Source organism: Streptomyces sp. NPDC001137 (assembly GCF_040298885.1).
Lineage (GTDB): Bacteria > Actinomycetota > Actinomycetes > Streptomycetales > Streptomycetaceae > Streptomyces.
The window spans coordinates 25,228-41,750 of record NZ_JBEPBA010000049.1; the positions used below are offsets into that span (position 1 = coordinate 25,228).

The window sequence follows — 16,523 nt, forward strand, 5'->3', positions numbered from 1 at the left end:
TATCCCACAATGCGGGATATCGTCTCAAAGGTGACAGCGACTCCGGACGGCGCAGGCAGCCTGGCCAAGATGCTCCACATCTTGCAGCTGTTCAGTGAAACGGAACCCGAATGGTCGACGGCCGCCATCATCGAGGCCCTGGAGACCTCCAGGTCGACGGGGTATCGCTACATCAAGACCCTGCACGAGGCGGGTCTGCTCAGCTCGGCGCGCAACGGCCACTACACCCTCGGCCCGCGGATCATCGAGATGGACCTGCAGATTCGCCTGACGGACCCGCTGCTCCTGGCCAGTCATGGAGTACTCGAAGAGCTGGTGGACAAGATCGGGCACTCGGCTCTCCTGTGCACCGCGTTCCGTGATTCGGTCCTGTGCGTCGGCGAACACCGCGCCCCGTCGAGCCCCGAGAACCGGTTCAGTCGCGGGCAGCGGCGCCCGTTGTTCCAAGGGGCAGTGTCGAAGGTCATCCTTGCCCACCTCCCCCATCACCGCCTGAAAGCCATCTACGCGCGTCAGCGCAAGGAAATCGAGAATGCCGGCCTGGGTGCCACGTGGAGCGAATTCCGCGCGACCCTGGGTGAGATGAAGAAGGCCGGCTACGTCCTGACCGTGGGCGAATTCAACCCCGGCGTCTACAGCGTCGCCGCGCCCATCCTCACGGATCAGAAGACGGCCCTGGGTAGCGTCGGTGTCGCCTGGGACGAGAACCAGCGCCGCGATGTCGAGGTCGAGCACGCGGTGCTTGCTGTCAAGCAGGCGGCGGCGACCATGTCGGAGCGCCTGCTGAAGCAGCAGCGCGACTGACTCGCCCGAAGGCGCGGGACGGCCGAAGCCCGCGCGGCGCCATGCCCTCACCTTTGCGTCGAGGTGTTTCTCGACGCCGTAGAGCCGTCTCTTCGCGGACCGCTCCGCCTTCCATGACGTCGTCGAGCGGCACGCAGGTGGCCGAAACCAGGCCATCGTCGAAGCCTGCAAAGCCGCCGTCGCGCCCGGCCCGGGTCGCGCGCCGCGAAGCAGCCGCCCGTTCCGAACGGTATGCGATTCGCCCTTGCAATGGCCTGGCCCTGCTCGGCGACGCGACGCGCCCGGCGGCCCCTCAATCCCAGCCATTGACGAAGTCTCGTAATGCGGGATATTTTCAAGCCCTGCTGTGAGGAGCTGTGCACCGTCGCTGTTGAACCGCCGGCATGTCGCATCGACGTGGTCAGGCGGAGCCGCCAGTTCAACTTGATCGAGACGGTCCACCCGTGAGCAGGGCCGATTCACCAACACATCGTCGTGTTCCCGCCGCTGCGCGCCGGACACCGAGCCGAAGGTAGTAAGCCGCATGACCGGACAATGTCGACCGAATCCGTGCGCAACTCGTACTCTCCGCCTGGCCGACCAGGCGCATATCACCGGAGCCGTCCCGGAAGAGGTCGGCCGATGAACACTCACGTCAACGCGGGCCCGCGGCTCGACAGTCTCTCCGTCGGCCCCTTCCACCGCCGCCTGGCGCTGCTGGTCGGCCTCGGCATGTTCTTCGACTCGTTCGACAACACGCTCTCGGCCGGCGTGCTGGCCTCGGTGCTGGACAGCGGATTCTCGACGCTGGAGCTGAACTCGCTCTTCCTGTCGGTCACCTTCGCCGGTCTCGCGATCGGCGCGATCTTCGCCGGCTGGCTCAGCGACCGGGTCGGACGTGCCTTCGCCTTCCAGTTCAGCCTGGCGCTCTTCGGGATCCTCGCCCTGTGTGCGGCGATGGCACCGTCGATGGAGGTGCTCATCGCCCTGCGAGGCGTGATGAGCATCGGGATGGGGGCCGAATACGTCATCTGCTACGGCATGATCACCGAGTTCATTCCGCGTGGCCGCCGCGGCCGCTACCTGGGCCTGCTCGGGATCTTCGCCGGGCTGGGTGTCTCGCTGTCGTCGCTGGTCGGCTGGGTGGTCATTCCCGGGTGGTCCTGGCGCGGAATGTTCGTCATCGGCGGCGTCGGCGCCCTCATCGCCTGGTGGCTGCGCCGGGGTATGCCCGAGTCCCCGCGTTGGCTGGAGTCGCGCGGGCGGTACGAGGAGGCCGAGGCCGTCATCCAGAGGATCGAGAGGGAGTCCGGCGTCCCGAGCGCGGAGGCCGGTCCGGCTCCGGCGACGCACCAGGCTGCCGACGCGGCGGACGAGAAGGCCGAGTGGGTGCCGATCACGGTGCTGTTCTCGCGCCCCGTCATCCGGCGGACGTTGATGGCGCTGATCCTGACCATCACCTGTTTGTTCGGTTCCTACGCTGTCACCGGCTGGATGCCAACGTTCTTCGTGGAGCAGGGGATGACTGTGTCGAAGTCCCTCGGGTTCAACGCGGCCATCATGTCCGGCTATGTCGCGGGTCCGCTGCTGTGCGCGTTCATCGTCGACCGCCTGGGACGGCGCCAGAGCATCATGATGTTCGGGTCGCTGGCCGCGGTCTTCGCCGCGATCTATCCGTTCATGACAGCGCCTGCCCTGGTCATCGCCGTCGGCTTCGTCCTGGTCGCCACGGTCGCGTCGTTCCTGACCCTGAGCCTGGGTACGACCCCGGAATTCTTCCCCACCGCCTTCCGCTTCCGCGGCGGTGGCTTCGCCCAGACCGTCGGTCGCGTCGGCCTGATCTTCTCGCCCTTCATTGTCCTGTGGCTGTTCAACAGCGCCGGCGTCTTCGGGGTGATCCTGGCCGTCTCGGGCATGTACGTCGTCGTGACTCTGCTCAACGCCGTCGCCGGTGTGGACACGTCTCCCGAGGCGCTGGCGGAGATCGCCCCGGGCGGCGACGCCGACGGTGGGCCGGAGGGCTCCAGCATCACGCATGACGCACGGCGAGAGGCGGACGCATCGGCCGGCCCTTCGCTCTCGGGCACGTCTCCCGCGGTGGGGCGGCCCGGCCTGGACGGTTGAATCCGTCCGACGGCAGGACCCGTCCGAAGGCCGAACCGAGGCGGCGCGACTCGGCCGCCGCCGGCCAGCACCCATGCGGCGTCGTCGCCGTCCACCTCCTGACCATCGAGGAGCGTTGACATGAAAGCTGTTGTCTTCCTGGGCGAGGGCAAGCTCGATCTCCGCGAGCTGCCCGACCCCGTACCCGGGCCGGACGAGGTCGTCATCCGTATGAAGGCCTCCGGCATGTGCGGGAGCGACCTCAACCACCTCCACGGCCCGGCGCGTACCGGAGCCCAGCTGGTGATCGAGGGGCATGAGCCGTGCGGCGTCGTCGAACTCGTCGGTGACGCCGTGCGACCCAGCGAGGCCAAGGCCGGAGACCGGGTCATGGTCCACCACTACGACGGGTGCCGCACTTGCCGGTACTGCCGTTCGGGCTGGACGCAGTACTGTCCGAACGGGCGCACGGTATATGGGGGACTGGACGGCGACGGTGGACACGCGGACCTCATGAAGGTCCCCGCGCACACACTCATCCGCCTGCCCGACTCGCTCTCGTTCAAGACTGGTGCGGCCATCTCGTGCGGCACCGGAACGGCCTTCGGAGCGATCAAGCGGGTGGGCCTGTCCGCCGACGAGACCGTGGCGATCTTCGGGCAGGGGCCCGTGGGCCTGAGCTGCACCATGCTGGCCAAGGCCTTCGGCGCTCGGGTCATCGCCCTCGACGTCGAGCCCTCCCGGCTGAAGATGGCCGAACGGTTCGGCGCCGACCACATCGTCGACGTACGGGAGCAGGACCCCGTGGTCGCGGTCCGTGCGCTGACCCGCGACGGCGAAGGCGCGGACAAGTCCATCGAGTGCAGTGCGAACGCCACCGTGCGCCGTCAGTCGGTCCAGGCGCTTCGGCGCTGGGGAACCGCGTGCATGGTCGGCGTCTTCGGCAAGGTCGAGCTGGACAGCGGGGACCTCATCCAGTTGCAGAAGACCGTCATGGGCTCGCTCACCTTCAGCAAGAACCTCCAGGAGGAGTGCGCCCAGTTCGTGGCCGAGCGCGGCCTCGACGTGGAGTCGCTGTTCACGGACGAGTTCCGGCTGGAGGACGCAGAGCGGGCCTACGACCTGTTCGACCGACGTCAGATCGGCAAGGGCGTCTTCGTCTTCGACTGACGTGATTCCACTCACGTATTTCGGCTGATACGGCGTTTCGACTACGGCGTATCGAAGGCCCGTTGAGAGGCAAGCAGTGACCACATCCCAGCAGAACGTCGCCCTGTGCAAGCAGGCCCAGGTCTTCATCTCCCGCGAGGCGCATCACCACTTCATCGACGGCCAGAGCGTCCCGGCCGCGTCCGGGCAGACGCTGACCACCGTCAACCCCTCGACCGGCGAGGTCCTGGCACGGCTCGCCGCCGGTGACGAGGCCGACGTCGATCGCGCGGTTCTCGCCGCACGCAAGGCGTTCAAGGGGCAATGGAGCACCTGGACCCCGTACGAACGCCAGGCGCTGCTGACGCGCATTGCCCAGATACTCGACGAGAGGTTCGAGGAACTGATCCAGATCGAGGCCCTGGACATGGGCGCCCCGGTCACGAGGCTGCGCACTACCAAGCCCGCCCTGCTGAAGATGGTGTCGTTCTTCGCCTCCCAGGCGGCCAACATCAGCGGTCAGACGCTGATGAACGGTATCCCCGGCAACGTAGCCACCATGACGTTGAAGGCCCCGGTCGGAGTGATCGGCGGCATCATTCCGTGGAACGGCCCCCTCAACAGCCAGTTCTGGATCATCGGTGCCGTTCTGGCCAGCGGATGCACCGCCGTGCTGAAGCCGTCCGAGGACGCCTCTCTGTCGGTGCTGCGGGTGGCCGAGATCCTGCACGAAGCCGGTATGCCGCCGGGCGTCGTCAACGTCGTCACCGGCCTGGGCAAGGAGGCCGGCCACGCGCTGGCGGCCCACCCCGACGTCGACCGCATCGCGTTCACCGGATCGACCCAGACCGGCCGCAGCATCATCGATGCGTCCACCGTGAACATTAAGAAGCTCCAGCTGGAGCTCGGTGGCAAGTCGGCGGACATCGTGTGCGCGGACGCGGACCTGGACAAGGCGGTGCCGGGAGCCGCGATGGGGGTCTTCGCCAACTCCGGGCAGATCTGCTTCGCCGGCACCCGGGTGCTGGTTCAGCGGCCCGTCGTCGAGGAGTTCACCGAGCGGCTGCTGGCGTTCACGGACACCCTGCGCGTCGGACACAGCCTGGACGCCGACGCCACGCTGGGCCCGGTCATCTCCCGGCCCCAGCTGGACAAGGTGCTCTCCTACATCGACGTCGGTCGCGAAGAAGGGGCCGAACTGCTCCGCGGCGGCGGGCGGTTCGAGGGCGACCTCGCGAACGGGTACTTCGTGCAGCCGAGCGTCTTCGCCGGCGTGACCAACGAGATGCGCATCGCCCGCGAGGAGATCTTCGGCCCGGTGCTGTCGATCCTGCCCTTCGACGACGTGGACGAGGCCATCTCCATCGCCAACGACAGCGAATACGGCCTCGGCGGAGCGGTGTGGTCACAGAACCTGTCCACCGCGCTTCGGGTGGTCCAGGGCGTGCACACCGGCACGATGTGGGTGAACTGCTACGGCTACATCGATCCGCTGGTCGGATTCGGCGGCACGAAGCTGAGCGGTTACGGCTCCAAGGGGAGCGCCGCGCACATGGACACCTACCTCTACACCAAGAGCGTCTACATGCAGCTGTAACCCTCTCACTCTGTGCGAGCCCCGTCGGCAACGGAGCCAACCTGTCGAAAGGGGGGAGGGATCTCTCCCTTTTCCGTGCCAGGCGGCGGTGTAAGCCTCGAATAGGCAGGCCCGTCGCCTGTCCGGACCTTCGCACTCTCTCAAAGGACCTGTTATGAGTACGCAGCCCACCGAGCGCTCCGCCGTAGCCTCGGGTACCTTCAACCTCGGGGGCGACCTGACGGTCAACCGTCTCGGTTACGGCGCCATGCAGCTGACGGGCCCCGGTGTCTGGGGCGAGCCACGCGATCCGGACGAGGCCGTCCGGGTCCTGCGCCGGGCCGTGGAACTGGGCGTCACCTTCATCGACACGGCCGATGCCTACGGGCCGTTCGTCAACGAGCAGCTGATCCGCAAGGCGCTGCACCCCTACGCCGACGACCTGGTCATCGCCACCAAGGGCGGCCTCCTCCGCCCGGGCCCGGGGGACTGGCGTCCCAACGGCCGCCCCGAGCACCTGCGCGAGCGGGTGGAACTGAGCCTGCGCCATCTCGGGCTCGAGCGCATCGACCTGTACCAGCTGCACCGCATCGACCCCAAGGTTCCGCTCGCCGACCAGATCGGTGAGCTGGCCGCGCTGCAGCAGGAGGGCAAGCTGCGCCACATCGGAGTGTCGGAGGTGACGGTCCAGGAGTTGAAGGAGGCCCGCACCCACGCCGAGATCGTCTCCGTGCAGAACCTCTACAACCTCGCGAACCGTTCGGCCGAGGACGTTCTCGACTACGCCGAGTCCGAGAACATCGCATTCATCCCCTGGTTCCCTATCGCCACCGGCGAACTCGCCCGCCCGGGTGGCCCGCTGGACGCCGTGGCCAAGCAGCACGGCGCGAGCCCGTCGCAGCTCGCCCTTGCCTGGCTCCTGCGCCGGTCCCCGGTGATGCTGCCGATTCCCGGCACCTCCCGGGTCGCACACCTGGAGGAGAACACCGCCGCCGCGCTGCTCGACCTCACCGACGACGAGTTCCGGTCCCTCACCGAAGCCGTATAAGAGGTACGGGGGCATCCGGCCGTCCAGATGCCCCCGTCACGTACTCGGCGTGGCGCTCACGCGAGGTCCTTGGTGAAGAACTCCTCCAGCTTGTCGAACGGGATCAGGTCCGTCCTGTCGTACAGGTCCACGTGGCCGGCGCCCGGGACGACGTACAACTCCTTAAGCTCCGCGGCGAGTTCGCAGGCGTCCTCGCTGTAGTAGCGCGAGTGGGCGTGCTCGCCCACGACGAACAGCAGGGCCCGCGGCGAGATCGACGCGATGTGGTCCAGCAGCGAGAAGTTCATGTACGCCATCGTGCTGGTCAGGGTGAACTGGGTGATGGCGTTGGGGTGATAGCCCCGCGGGGTGGGCGCCGGCCTCGCGGCCGATGGGGTCGGTGTTCTCGTTGAATCCGATGGGCGCCCCGCGCGGGGCCAGCGCGGGATGCCCGGCCTCGAGTCCCCGTACTGCTGCTCGGTCGTCGAGGATGCGGATGCGGTCCTCTTTGGTGATCGAGTCGCGGTGGCCCTTGCCGTAGGCGCGGGCCATGTCGTACATGCTGGTCGTGGCGCCTGCCTTGATACACCGGTCGACCTAGCGGCGCTGACGCCGAATCCGCCGCTGCCGCACATCCCGATCACGCCGATGCGCTCGCGGTCCACGAAGTCACGTGTACCCAGGTAGTCGACGGCCGCGCTGAAGTCCTCGACGAAGATCTGAACGACGGGTCGAAGGTGAGCGCCACGAAGCCGCGCTTGGCCATGTTCTGGGCGTAGATGCCCGAGCCCTGCTCCTTGACCGTGCTGTGCGGTGCGCCGACGATGACCGCTGGGACACGCCGAAGCCCTTGGGCCGGTAGAGGTCCGCGGCGATGGTGATCCCGAACCTGTTCTTGTACGACACCGGCGTACGGGTGACGGCGGCGTCCAGGCCCAAGATGTAGTTGGCCGTCGGGGACATGTCCTCGGCCTTCTCCCGCCGCCGGTCAGCGGACGTGCTCGTCGAACCAGGCGACGGCGACCTCGGGGTGCTCGCTGAAGTAGTTGTAGCCGTCGAAGCGGCGGGAGGTGCCGTAGATCCAGTGCATCTCCTTGTCCTCGACGGGGATGGCGTCGTGGACCGCCTGCACGGCCTCCGGGGTGGTCATGACGTCGTCGTGGACCTGTCCGACCAGGGTGGGCACGGTGATAGCGGAGGCGTACTTCGCGGGCGACTGCTCGGCCAGGTGGAAGCCGGTGCGCTCCAGGACCGCCTGGTCGAGGCGGTCGTAGCCGCCCTCGAAGCCGATGCCCTTGGAGAACTGCTCGCCGATGGACTTGCCCTCCAACGGCTGGTGCAGAACCATCGCCTGGATCTCGTCGAACTCCTCCGGGTGCTTGGCCCACGCCACCGCGGTGGAGTTGCCGCCCAGGCACACCGACAGCAGGGCCTTCTTCATGCTCACCGTGTCCGGGCGCGTCTTCACGTACCGGAGGGAGCCGATGACGTCGCGGTACTCGGTGAGGCCGATCGTGCATATGCCGCCGTTGCCGTAGCCGCTCATGCCGTGGTTGCGCAGGTCGTAGGTGAGCACGTTGTAGCCGGCGTCGTGCAGGCCCTTGTACGTGGGCAGGAAGTTGACCTCGAAGCCGCCGAACCGGTCCCAGCCGGGCAGGTGTCCGGGGTAGCCGTAGCGGTTGCCGGGGGAGAAGTGGTTGTGGATGATCAGCCGGTCCGAGCCCTCCGCAGGGATGAACCAGCCTTCGAGCGGTACGCCGTCCATCGACGGGAACGTCACGTCCTCGTAGGCCAGGCCCAGCTCAGAGGGGCGGCGCAGCAGGGGCGCACGCCTGCCGTCGGTCGTGCCTTCCGTCCATTGTCCGACGAATCCGTTGAATGCCAGCTCGGCCATGTCGAGTTCGGTCACGGTACGCTCCTGATTTCCCGGCAACGGTGCTTTGATTTGACACCGTTGTCTCCTGAACTGTTCGAGTTGCAGACCTGCAGGGTGTGTGGTGCTCCGGGCGTCTGGATTCCCATCAAGATTGGCCCTTGGACACATTTTCCGCATCTTGGGCTCGGCCTGGATAGAGAAGGAGAGGGGGAGGGAATTGTCCCAGGGAGCAATTCCTCCCTGCGCCCGCGTATGTCATGGCTGTGCCCTTGTCGGGCCGCGGTGCGGCGGCCCGACAAGGGCACAGGACTGGGGTGGGGAATCCCGGATCAGATCGTCGCGGTGTCGATCACGAACCGGTAGCGCACATCGCTGTTCAGCACCCGCTCGTACGCCTCGTTGATCTCGGACGCGGCGATGACCTCGATCTCGGCGCCGAAGCCGTGCTCGGCGCAGAAGTCCAGCATCTCCTGGGTCTCGGCGATGCCGCCGATGGCGGAGCCGGCGATCGACCTGCGGCCCATGATCAGCGGGAAGACGTTGACGGAGATCGGCTCCTCGGGGGCGCCGACGTTGACGAGTGCCCCGTCGATCTTCAGCAGGTTCACGTACCCGCTGAAGTCCAGCGGGGCCGAGACCGTCGACACGATCAGGTCGAAGGTGCCGGCCAGCTCCTCGAAGGTCTTCGGGTCGCTGGTGGCGTAGTAGTGGTCGGCGCCCAGCTTCAGGCCGTCGTCCTTCTTGCGCAGCGACTGCGAGAGGACCGTGACCTCGGCGCCCAGCGCGTGCGCGATCTTGACGCCCATGTGGCCGAGGCCGCCGAGCCCGACGATCGCGACCTTCTTGCCGGGGCCCGCGCCCCAGTGCTTGAGCGGGGAGTACAGGGTGATGCCCGCGCACAGCAGCGGCGCGGCCACGTCGAGGGCGAGGCCGTCGGGGATCCGGACGACGTAGTTCTCGTCGACGACGATCTTCTCGGAGTAGCCGCCGTAGGTGGGCCGGCCGTCCTTGTCGAGGTAGTTGTACGTCTGGATCATGCCGCTGCCGGTGCAGTACTGCTCCAGGCCTGCCTTGCAGTGGTCGCACTCGCGGCAGGAGTCGATGAAGCAGCCGACGCCCACCCGGTCGCCGACCTTGTACTTCGTGACACCGGGGCCGACCTCGGAGACGACACCGGCGATCTCGTGACCGGGGACCATCGGGAAGATGGCGGTACCCCAGCCCTCCTGGACCTGGTGGATGTCGGAGTGACAGATGCCGGCGAACTTGATGTCGATCAGCACGTCGAATTCGCCGACCGGGCGCCGCTCGATGGTGGTGCGCTCCAGCGGAGCCTTGGCGGCGGGAGCGGCGTAAGCAGCAACGGTCGTCATGTGGGGGATCTCCTCGCAGTGCTCTCGTGCCCGGCTGCCTTCCGGCCGGGCACGGTGACGAGCATGCCTCACCGTCGGGAAATCACCCAGGGCGGGAATGTGCCTATGTCCGCTGTTCCTACTACTGCCAGGGTCAGGCTCTTGCCCTGCGGTGCGCGAAATGTGTCATGCCTTCAAGAATTGGACCCATTCACCCCTGTCGCGCCATGGGGAGATCACGGGAAGGCAAAGGGGGGATAAAAGTCTCCCTGTCGCGAGTGTTGCCGGTGGTGCGAGACTTCCGGCGTGACCAGCCGCCCTGCCAAGGCGCAGGGTCGCCCCTTTCCTGCGGTGGCGTTGATCCCGCGCCTGCTGCCCCGCTGTTGTTCACGACTGTCCCGTCCGTGATGCGAAGGCGAATGTATGTCTGCTGACCTCTCTGAATCCGCTGTTCCACCCCCGACCGAATCGGGCGAGTCCTCCTCGGGGCCCACCCGGCGTACCCTCATCGCCACCGGTGTCGTGGTGGGCGGTGCCGTGGTGGCCGGAGGGACATTCCTCGCCGGCTCGGAGGAGGCCACCGCCGCGGAAGCGGCGCCCTCCAGCCGGGTCTCCCTGACCGTCAACGGCACCCGCCGCACCGCGACCGTGGACAACCGCACCTCGCTGCTTGACCTGCTGCGCGAGCACCTCGACCTGACCGGCTCCAAGAAGGGCTGCAACGCCGGGGCCTGCGGGGCGTGCACGGTGCTGGTCGACGGGCAGCGGGTCAACTCCTGCCTGACGCTCGCGGTGCGGCTGGAGGGCGCCGAGGTCACCACCATCGAGGGCCTGGCCGAGGGGGACAAGCTCCACTCGTTGCAGCAGGCGTTCATCGACGAGGACGCCTTCCAGTGCGGGTACTGCACTCCGGGCCAGATCATGTCCGGGGTTGCTTGCATCCAGGAGGGCCACACCAACTCGCCGGAGGAGATCCGCGAGTACATGAGCGGCAACATCTGCCGCTGTGGCTGCTACGTGAAGATCGTGCGCGCGGTCGAGAAGACCGCCGCGCGGAAGTGAGGACCGATGCATCCCTTCTCCTTCACCAAGGCCACGACCATCCGCGAGGCCCTCAACGCCGGTCGCCGCGGCGGCCGTTACATCGCCGGCGGCACCACGCTGGTCGACCTGATGCGCGAGACCGTCGAGCGCCCCGAGACGGTGGTCGACATCAGCGACCTGCCGCTGCGGGAGGTCACGGTCACCGAGCGCGGCGGGCTGCGTATCGGTGCGCTGGTGAGCATGGCCGAGACGGCCGCGAACCGGAAGGTCCGCACCGTGTACCCGGTCATCTCCGAGGCGCTGGAGCTGAGCGCGTCGGCGCAGCTGCGGAACATGGCGACCATCGGCGGCAACATCATGCAGCGCACCCGCTGCACCTACTTCCGTGACGTGACCGCCGACTGCAACAAGCGCGAGCCCGGCTCGGGTTGTGCCGCCCTGCACGGCTTCAACCGCATGCACGCCATCCTCGGCACCTCCGACTCCTGCGTGGCCACCCACCCGTCCGACGTGGCCGTGGCTTTCGCCGCCCTGGAGGCGACCGTGCACCTGCTCGGCCCGGAAGGGGAACGCCGTGTCCCCTTCACCGATTTCCTGCTGCGGCCCGGCAACACCCCCAACCGCGAACACGCCATCCGGCAGGGCGAGTTGATCACGGCGGTGGAAATCCCGGCTCATCCGCGTCCGCTGAAGTCCGGCTACCTGAAGGTGCGCGACCGCCAGTCGTATGAGTTCGCGCTGACTTCCGCGGCCGTCGCGCTGCATGTGCGCGGCGGCGTGATCCGCGAGGCGAAGGTCGCCGCCGGGGGAGTGGCCACCGTGCCGTGGAAGCTGTCCGCCGTCGAGCGGGCCCTGATCGGCGAGCGCCCCTCGGACCGCCTGTGGGCCGAAGCCGCCAGCCACGCGGCCGACGGCGCCCGCCCCCTTGAGCACAACCGGTTCAAGGTCGAGCTCCTGAAGCGAACCGTCGAACGCCAGCTGCGCACAGTAGGAGAAATGGCATGAGCCCCCAGCCGCAGGCAGCCGTAGGCGCACCGCTGTCCCGCGTGGACGGCCGGCTCAAGGTCACCGGCCAGGCGGAGTACGCCGCCGAACACGACCTCAAGGGTGTCGTGCACGCCGTCATCGTCGACGCCGGCATCGGACGCGGCCGCATCAGGTCCATCGACACCCGCGCGGCCGAGAAACACGCGGGCGTGCTGCGGGTGATCCACCACGGCAACGCCCCGAAACTGCCGTACCGCGACAACGCCGGCTCCAACAACCCGCAAGGGCGCAGACTGCGGGTCTTCCAGGACGACAAGGTCCTCTTCCACGGCCAGCCCGTCGCCGTGGTGGTGGCCACCACCCTGGAGGCCGCCCAGCACGGCGCGAGCCTGGTCAAGGTCCGCTACGACGCCGAAAAACCCTCGACCGACATCACCAAGGCCAAACCGGGCGAGCCGACACCCTACGCGCGCGGGGACACGGAGGCCGGTCTGGCTTCCTCGGCGGTGAAGCTGGACCTGACGTACGAACTGGCGCGCAACCACCACAACCCGATGGAGCCGCACGCCACCGTCGCCCGCTGGGACGGCAACCGGCTCACGGTGTGGGACAAGACGCAGTGGGTGATGGGCACGCACGACGAGATCGCCGCGGTCTTCGACCTCCCGGCGGACGCGGTGCGGGTCATCAACCCGTTTGTCGGCGGCGGCTTCGGCAGCGGCCTGCGCTGCTGGCCGCACACCATCGTCGCCGCGCTGGCCGCGCGCGTGACGCGGCGCCCGGTGAAGCTGGTGCTGTCGCGCAAGCAGATGTACTTCGGCACCGGCTTCCGGCCGGCCTACGAGTACCGGCTGCGCCTCGGCAGCGACCGGCGCGGCAAGCTGAACGCCGCGATCCACGACATCGACCACGAGACGTCGTCGTACGAGACGTTCTTCGAGGCCGTGCTGGGTACGGGGCAGATGATGTACAGCATGCCCAACGTCCGCCAGGCGTACCGGCAGGTGCCGCTGGACGTTAACACGCCGATCTGGATGCGCGGACCCGGCTTCGCCCCGGCGTCGTTCGTGATCGAGTCGGCCATGGACGAGCTCGCGCACGAGATCGGCATCGACCCGATCGAACTGCGCCGGCGCAACGAACCGGCCGAGGACGAGTCGACCAACGAGCCCTTCTCCTCCCGACGGCTGAGCGAGTGCTACACGGTCGGCGCCCGCGAGTTCGGCTGGGACCGCCGCAACGCCAAGCCGCGCTCGACACGGGAGGGGAACCTGCTGATCGGCCTGGGCATGGCCGCCGGGGCCTACGACTGCGGGCGGTATCCGGGACAGGCCAGGGCGCGGCTGGATGCCGACGGCACGGCGGTCGTGGAGGCGGCCACCACCGACATGGGGCCGGGCACGTACACCTCCCAGACCCAGGTCGCGGCCGACGCCCTGGGGCTGACCATGCGCACGACGACCTTCCGGCTGGGGGACTCGGAGTATCCGTTCACCTCGCCGCACGGCGGTTCGTCGACCATGGCCAGTGTCGGCTCGGCCGTCGCCGACGCCTGCAACAAGGTGCGGCAGCAGGCGATCAAGCTGGCCGTGGAGGACCGCGAGTCGCCGCTATACGGGGTGAACGCGGACGACGTCGTGGTGCGCAACGGGCGACTGCACGACCGGAACAACACGGCGCGCGGGGAGACGTACAAGAGCCTGCTGGCCCGCAACGACCGCTCCCACCTGGAAGCGAACGGCGCCTACGAAGGCCCCGGTTCCGACCGGTCCGCCTACTTCGCCTACAGCGCGACCTTCGCCGAGGTCTCGGTCGACGCGGACCTGGGGCTGGTGCGGGTGCGCAGGATGCTCGGCGTGTACGACGCCGGGCGGATCATCAGCCCCAAGCTCGCCGACAGCCAGGCGGTCGGCGGCATCGTGGGCGGCATCGGCCAGGCCCTTCTGGAGCACACGGTCACCGACCACCGCGACGGACGGATCGTGAACTCCAGCCTCGCCGACTACCTCGTACCCGTGAACGCCGACGTCCCCGAGATCAAGGCGATCTACCTGGAGGGCGAGGACAACGCCGGCAACCTGCTGGGCGTCAAGGGACTCGGCGAGGTCGTCCAGGTCGGTGTGGCGGCCGCGATCGGCAACGCGGTCTTCAACGCCACCGGCCGACGGATCCGCCAACTGCCGATCACCGCCGAGGCGTTGCTCTGACGGCTCCGCCTCCATAGACGGGTCCGGCAGCCGAACCCCCCGTACGGCTGCCGGACCTCCCAGGGTCGCCGTCGCGTATGCGCCGCCGTTGACGCGGCGGCGACCCGAGCCACCTTCTGCGACAGCGACCGTCTGTGCCGGAGATCCTGGAGACTCCCATGCTGAACATCGCGGACACACTGCACCGCTGGTGCCGCGAGGAACGCCCCTTCGCCCTGGCCACCGTTGTCGACGTCACCGGCAGCGCACCCCTGCCCATCGGCACGTCGGTGGCGGTGGACGAGGACGGCAACGCCATCGGCAGCATCTCCGGCGGCTGTGTCGAGGGCGCGGTGTACGAGCTGTGCCGGCAGGTGCTTCGGGACCGAGGGCCGGCCCAGCGGGCCTGGTTCGGCTACTCCGACGACGACGCCTTCGCCGTCGGGCTGACCTGTGGCGGCGAACTCGACGTCCTCGTCCAGCGCATCGACCCCGCCGCCCAGCCGCATCTCGGCGCCGCGTTCGGCGCGGCGGTCGAGGGGCGGCCCGCCGCCGTCGCCCAGGTCGTGGACGGCTCCTTCGCCGGCGCCACGCTGAGCGTGCTCGGCGACAGCTGGATCGCCGACCGCGCGTTCGGCGACGGGCCGACCGGCCGGGCCGTGGGGGACCGGGCCGGTTCCCAACTCCGCAGCGGACGCACCGGACTTGTCTCGCTCGGCGGCGACGCCGACACCTGCCCCGAGCAGGTCACCGTCCTCGTCCACGTGTCCGCCGCCCGCCCCCGCATGCTGATCTTCGGCGCCATCGACTTCGCCGCCGCCCTCGCTCAGGCCGGCCGCTTCCTCGGCTATCACGTCACCGTGTGCGACGCCCGCCCCGTCTTCGCCACCGAAGCCCGCTTCCCGCACGCCGACGAGGTGGTCGTCGACTGGCCCCACCGCTACCTGGCCCAGACGGCCGTGGACGCCCGGACCGCCGTCTGCGTCCTGACCCACGACGCCAAGTTCGACATCCCGCTGCTCCAGCTCGCCCTCGACTTGCCCGTCGGCTACGTGGGCGCCATGGGCTCCCGACGCACCCACGACGCACGACTCCACCGCCTACGCGAAGTCGGCGTCACCGAGGAGCAGTTGGCCCGGCTCCGCTCACCGATCGGCCTCGACCTCGGCGCCCGCACCCCCGAGGAGACGGCCATCTCCATCACCGCCGAAATCATCGCCCACGCCCACCAGAGCACCGGCCTGCCCCTGACGCGGGTCACCGGACCGATTCACCGCGTTTCCGGTGCGGCTTCCGAAATTCAGACCGTGTGCGATTTTCTGTGAATTACCTTTGAAGGTGTGAGGGGAATAGGAAGCGCGTGCTCAACGACACCTACGGCCGGATGGCCACCGACCTGAGAGTCTCGCTGACCGACCGGTGCAATCTGCGCTGTACGTACTGCATGCCCGAGGAGGGTCTGCAGTGGCTGGCCAAGCCCGACCTCCTCACGGACGACGAGATCGTCCGCCTGATCGAGATTGCGGTCACTTCCCTGGGTGTCGAGGAGGTCCGCTTCACGGGCGGTGAGCCGCTGCTGCGGCCCGGCCTGGTGGCCCTCGTGGAGCGGGTCGCGGCCTTGGAGCCGCGCCCCCGGATGTCCCTGACGACCAACGGCATCGGCCTCAAGCGCACCGCGGCCGCCCTGAAGGCGGCGGGTCTGGACCGTGTGAACGTGTCCCTGGACACCCTGCGTCCGGACGTCTTCAAGACCCTGACCCGCCGGGACCGGCACAAGGGCGTCATCGAGGGCCTGTACGCGGCCCGTGAGGCGGGCCTGACCCCGGTGAAGGTCAACTCGGTGCTGGTGCCGGGGCTGAACGAGGACGAGGCCCCGGACCTGCTGGCCTGGGCGGTGGAGCACGGCTACGAGCTCCGCTTCATCGAGCAGATGCCGCTGGACGCCCAGCGCGGCTGGAAGCGCGACGGCATGATCACCGCCGACGACATCCTGACCTCCCTGCGCACCCGCTTCGAGCTGACGGAGGAGGGCTCGGACAAGCGCGGCTCGGCTCCGGCGGAGCGCTGGCTGGTGGAGGGCGGCCCGCATGTCGTGGGCGTGATCGCCTCGGTCACTCGCCCGTTCTGCTCGGCCTGCGATCGCACCCGCCTCACGGCCGACGGCCAGGTTCGCACCTGCCTGTTCGCCCGCGAGGAGACGGACTTGCGTGCGGCCCTGCGCTCGGGAGCGCCGGACGAGGAGATCGCCCGCATATGGCGCGAGGCTATGTGGGGCAAGAAGGCAGGCGGGGGCTTGGAAGACCCGTCTTTCGTCCAGCCGGACCGACCCATGTCCGCCATCGGCGGCTAGCCTCGCGCTTTCACGAGGTGAGCTGTCCAGGAGCTGATCAGCAACACGGAAAGTGCCCTTGACCTGCAACGATGGGACTTGCTGAGGGTC

At 68.4% G+C, this 16,523-nt stretch carries 13 protein-coding genes; 10 read left to right on the forward strand and 3 right to left on the reverse strand.

The genetic code is table 11. The features are described from left to right. Positions 1–30 precede the first annotated feature (30 nt). From ABT254_RS45805 to ABT254_RS45825, 5 genes are all read left to right on the forward strand, one after another. On the forward strand, positions 31–804 hold the full coding sequence (locus tag ABT254_RS45805) for an IclR family transcriptional regulator (protein ID WP_351483659.1): 774 nt from the start codon (positions 31–33) through the stop codon (positions 802–804). 621 nt (positions 805–1,425) lie between these two features. After that, positions 1,426–2,907, forward strand: coding sequence for an MFS transporter (locus ABT254_RS45810; protein WP_351483660.1), 1,482 nt, complete (start codon positions 1,426–1,428; stop codon positions 2,905–2,907). 120 nt (positions 2,908–3,027) lie between these two features. Then, positions 3,028–4,056 (forward strand): zinc-dependent alcohol dehydrogenase family protein, encoded by a 1,029-nt coding sequence (locus tag ABT254_RS45815; RefSeq protein WP_351483661.1) that lies wholly within the window; start codon positions 3,028–3,030, stop codon positions 4,054–4,056. A gap of 76 nt (positions 4,057–4,132) precedes the next feature. Beyond that, complete coding sequence (locus tag ABT254_RS45820; protein ID WP_351483662.1) at positions 4,133–5,632, forward strand: aldehyde dehydrogenase family protein; 1,500 nt, start codon at positions 4,133–4,135, stop codon at positions 5,630–5,632. Positions 5,633–5,786: 154 nt separating this feature from the next. Continuing rightward, the gene (locus tag ABT254_RS45825) at positions 5,787–6,659 is read left to right on the forward strand and encodes an aldo/keto reductase (protein WP_351483663.1); all 873 of its coding nucleotides are present in this window, start codon (positions 5,787–5,789) and stop codon (positions 6,657–6,659) included. A gap of 56 nt (positions 6,660–6,715) precedes the next feature. Here the strand turns inward: ABT254_RS45825 and ABT254_RS45830 are convergent, their stop codons facing one another. The 3 genes from ABT254_RS45830 to ABT254_RS45840 all read right to left on the reverse strand — a co-directional run bounded on the left by ABT254_RS45830 (position 6,716) and on the right by ABT254_RS45840 (position 9,887). After that, positions 6,716–6,946 carry an alpha/beta hydrolase gene (locus ABT254_RS45830; protein WP_351483664.1) on the reverse strand — a complete coding sequence of 77 codons (231 nt, stop codon included), beginning with the start codon at positions 6,944–6,946 and terminating at the stop codon, positions 6,716–6,718. A 680-nt stretch (positions 6,947–7,626) separates the two neighbouring features. After that, positions 7,627–8,547 carry an alpha/beta hydrolase family protein gene (locus ABT254_RS45835; RefSeq protein WP_351483665.1) on the reverse strand — a complete coding sequence of 307 codons (921 nt, stop codon included), beginning with the start codon at positions 8,545–8,547 and terminating at the stop codon, positions 7,627–7,629. Between the two features lie 296 nt (positions 8,548–8,843). Next, complete coding sequence (locus ABT254_RS45840) at positions 8,844–9,887, reverse strand: NAD(P)-dependent alcohol dehydrogenase (RefSeq protein WP_351483666.1); 1,044 nt, start codon at positions 9,885–9,887, stop codon at positions 8,844–8,846. Positions 9,888–10,289: 402 nt separating this feature from the next. On the opposite strand from ABT254_RS45840, the gene ABT254_RS45845 reads away from it, so the two are divergent. The 5 genes from ABT254_RS45845 to moaA all read left to right on the forward strand — a co-directional run bounded on the left by ABT254_RS45845 (position 10,290) and on the right by moaA (position 16,433). Beyond that, positions 10,290–10,928: a (2Fe-2S)-binding protein gene (locus ABT254_RS45845; RefSeq protein ID WP_351483667.1), complete on the forward strand. Its 639-nt coding sequence runs from the start codon at positions 10,290–10,292 to the stop codon at positions 10,926–10,928. 6 nt (positions 10,929–10,934) lie between these two features. Further along, positions 10,935–11,915, forward strand: coding sequence for an FAD binding domain-containing protein (locus ABT254_RS45850; RefSeq protein ID WP_351483668.1), 981 nt, complete (start codon positions 10,935–10,937; stop codon positions 11,913–11,915). After that, positions 11,912–14,104, forward strand: coding sequence for a xanthine dehydrogenase family protein molybdopterin-binding subunit (locus ABT254_RS45855; protein WP_351483669.1), 2,193 nt, complete (start codon positions 11,912–11,914; stop codon positions 14,102–14,104). The genes ABT254_RS45850 and ABT254_RS45855 overlap by 4 nt, the downstream gene beginning before the upstream one ends. A 158-nt stretch (positions 14,105–14,262) precedes the next feature. Then, positions 14,263–15,408 (forward strand): XdhC family protein, encoded by a 1,146-nt coding sequence (locus ABT254_RS45860; RefSeq protein WP_351483670.1) that lies wholly within the window; start codon positions 14,263–14,265, stop codon positions 15,406–15,408. Positions 15,409–15,443: 35 nt separating this feature from the next. Next, positions 15,444–16,433, forward strand: coding sequence for a GTP 3',8-cyclase MoaA (moaA, locus tag ABT254_RS45865; RefSeq protein ID WP_351483671.1), 990 nt, complete (start codon positions 15,444–15,446; stop codon positions 16,431–16,433). Positions 16,434–16,523 lie beyond the last annotated feature (90 nt).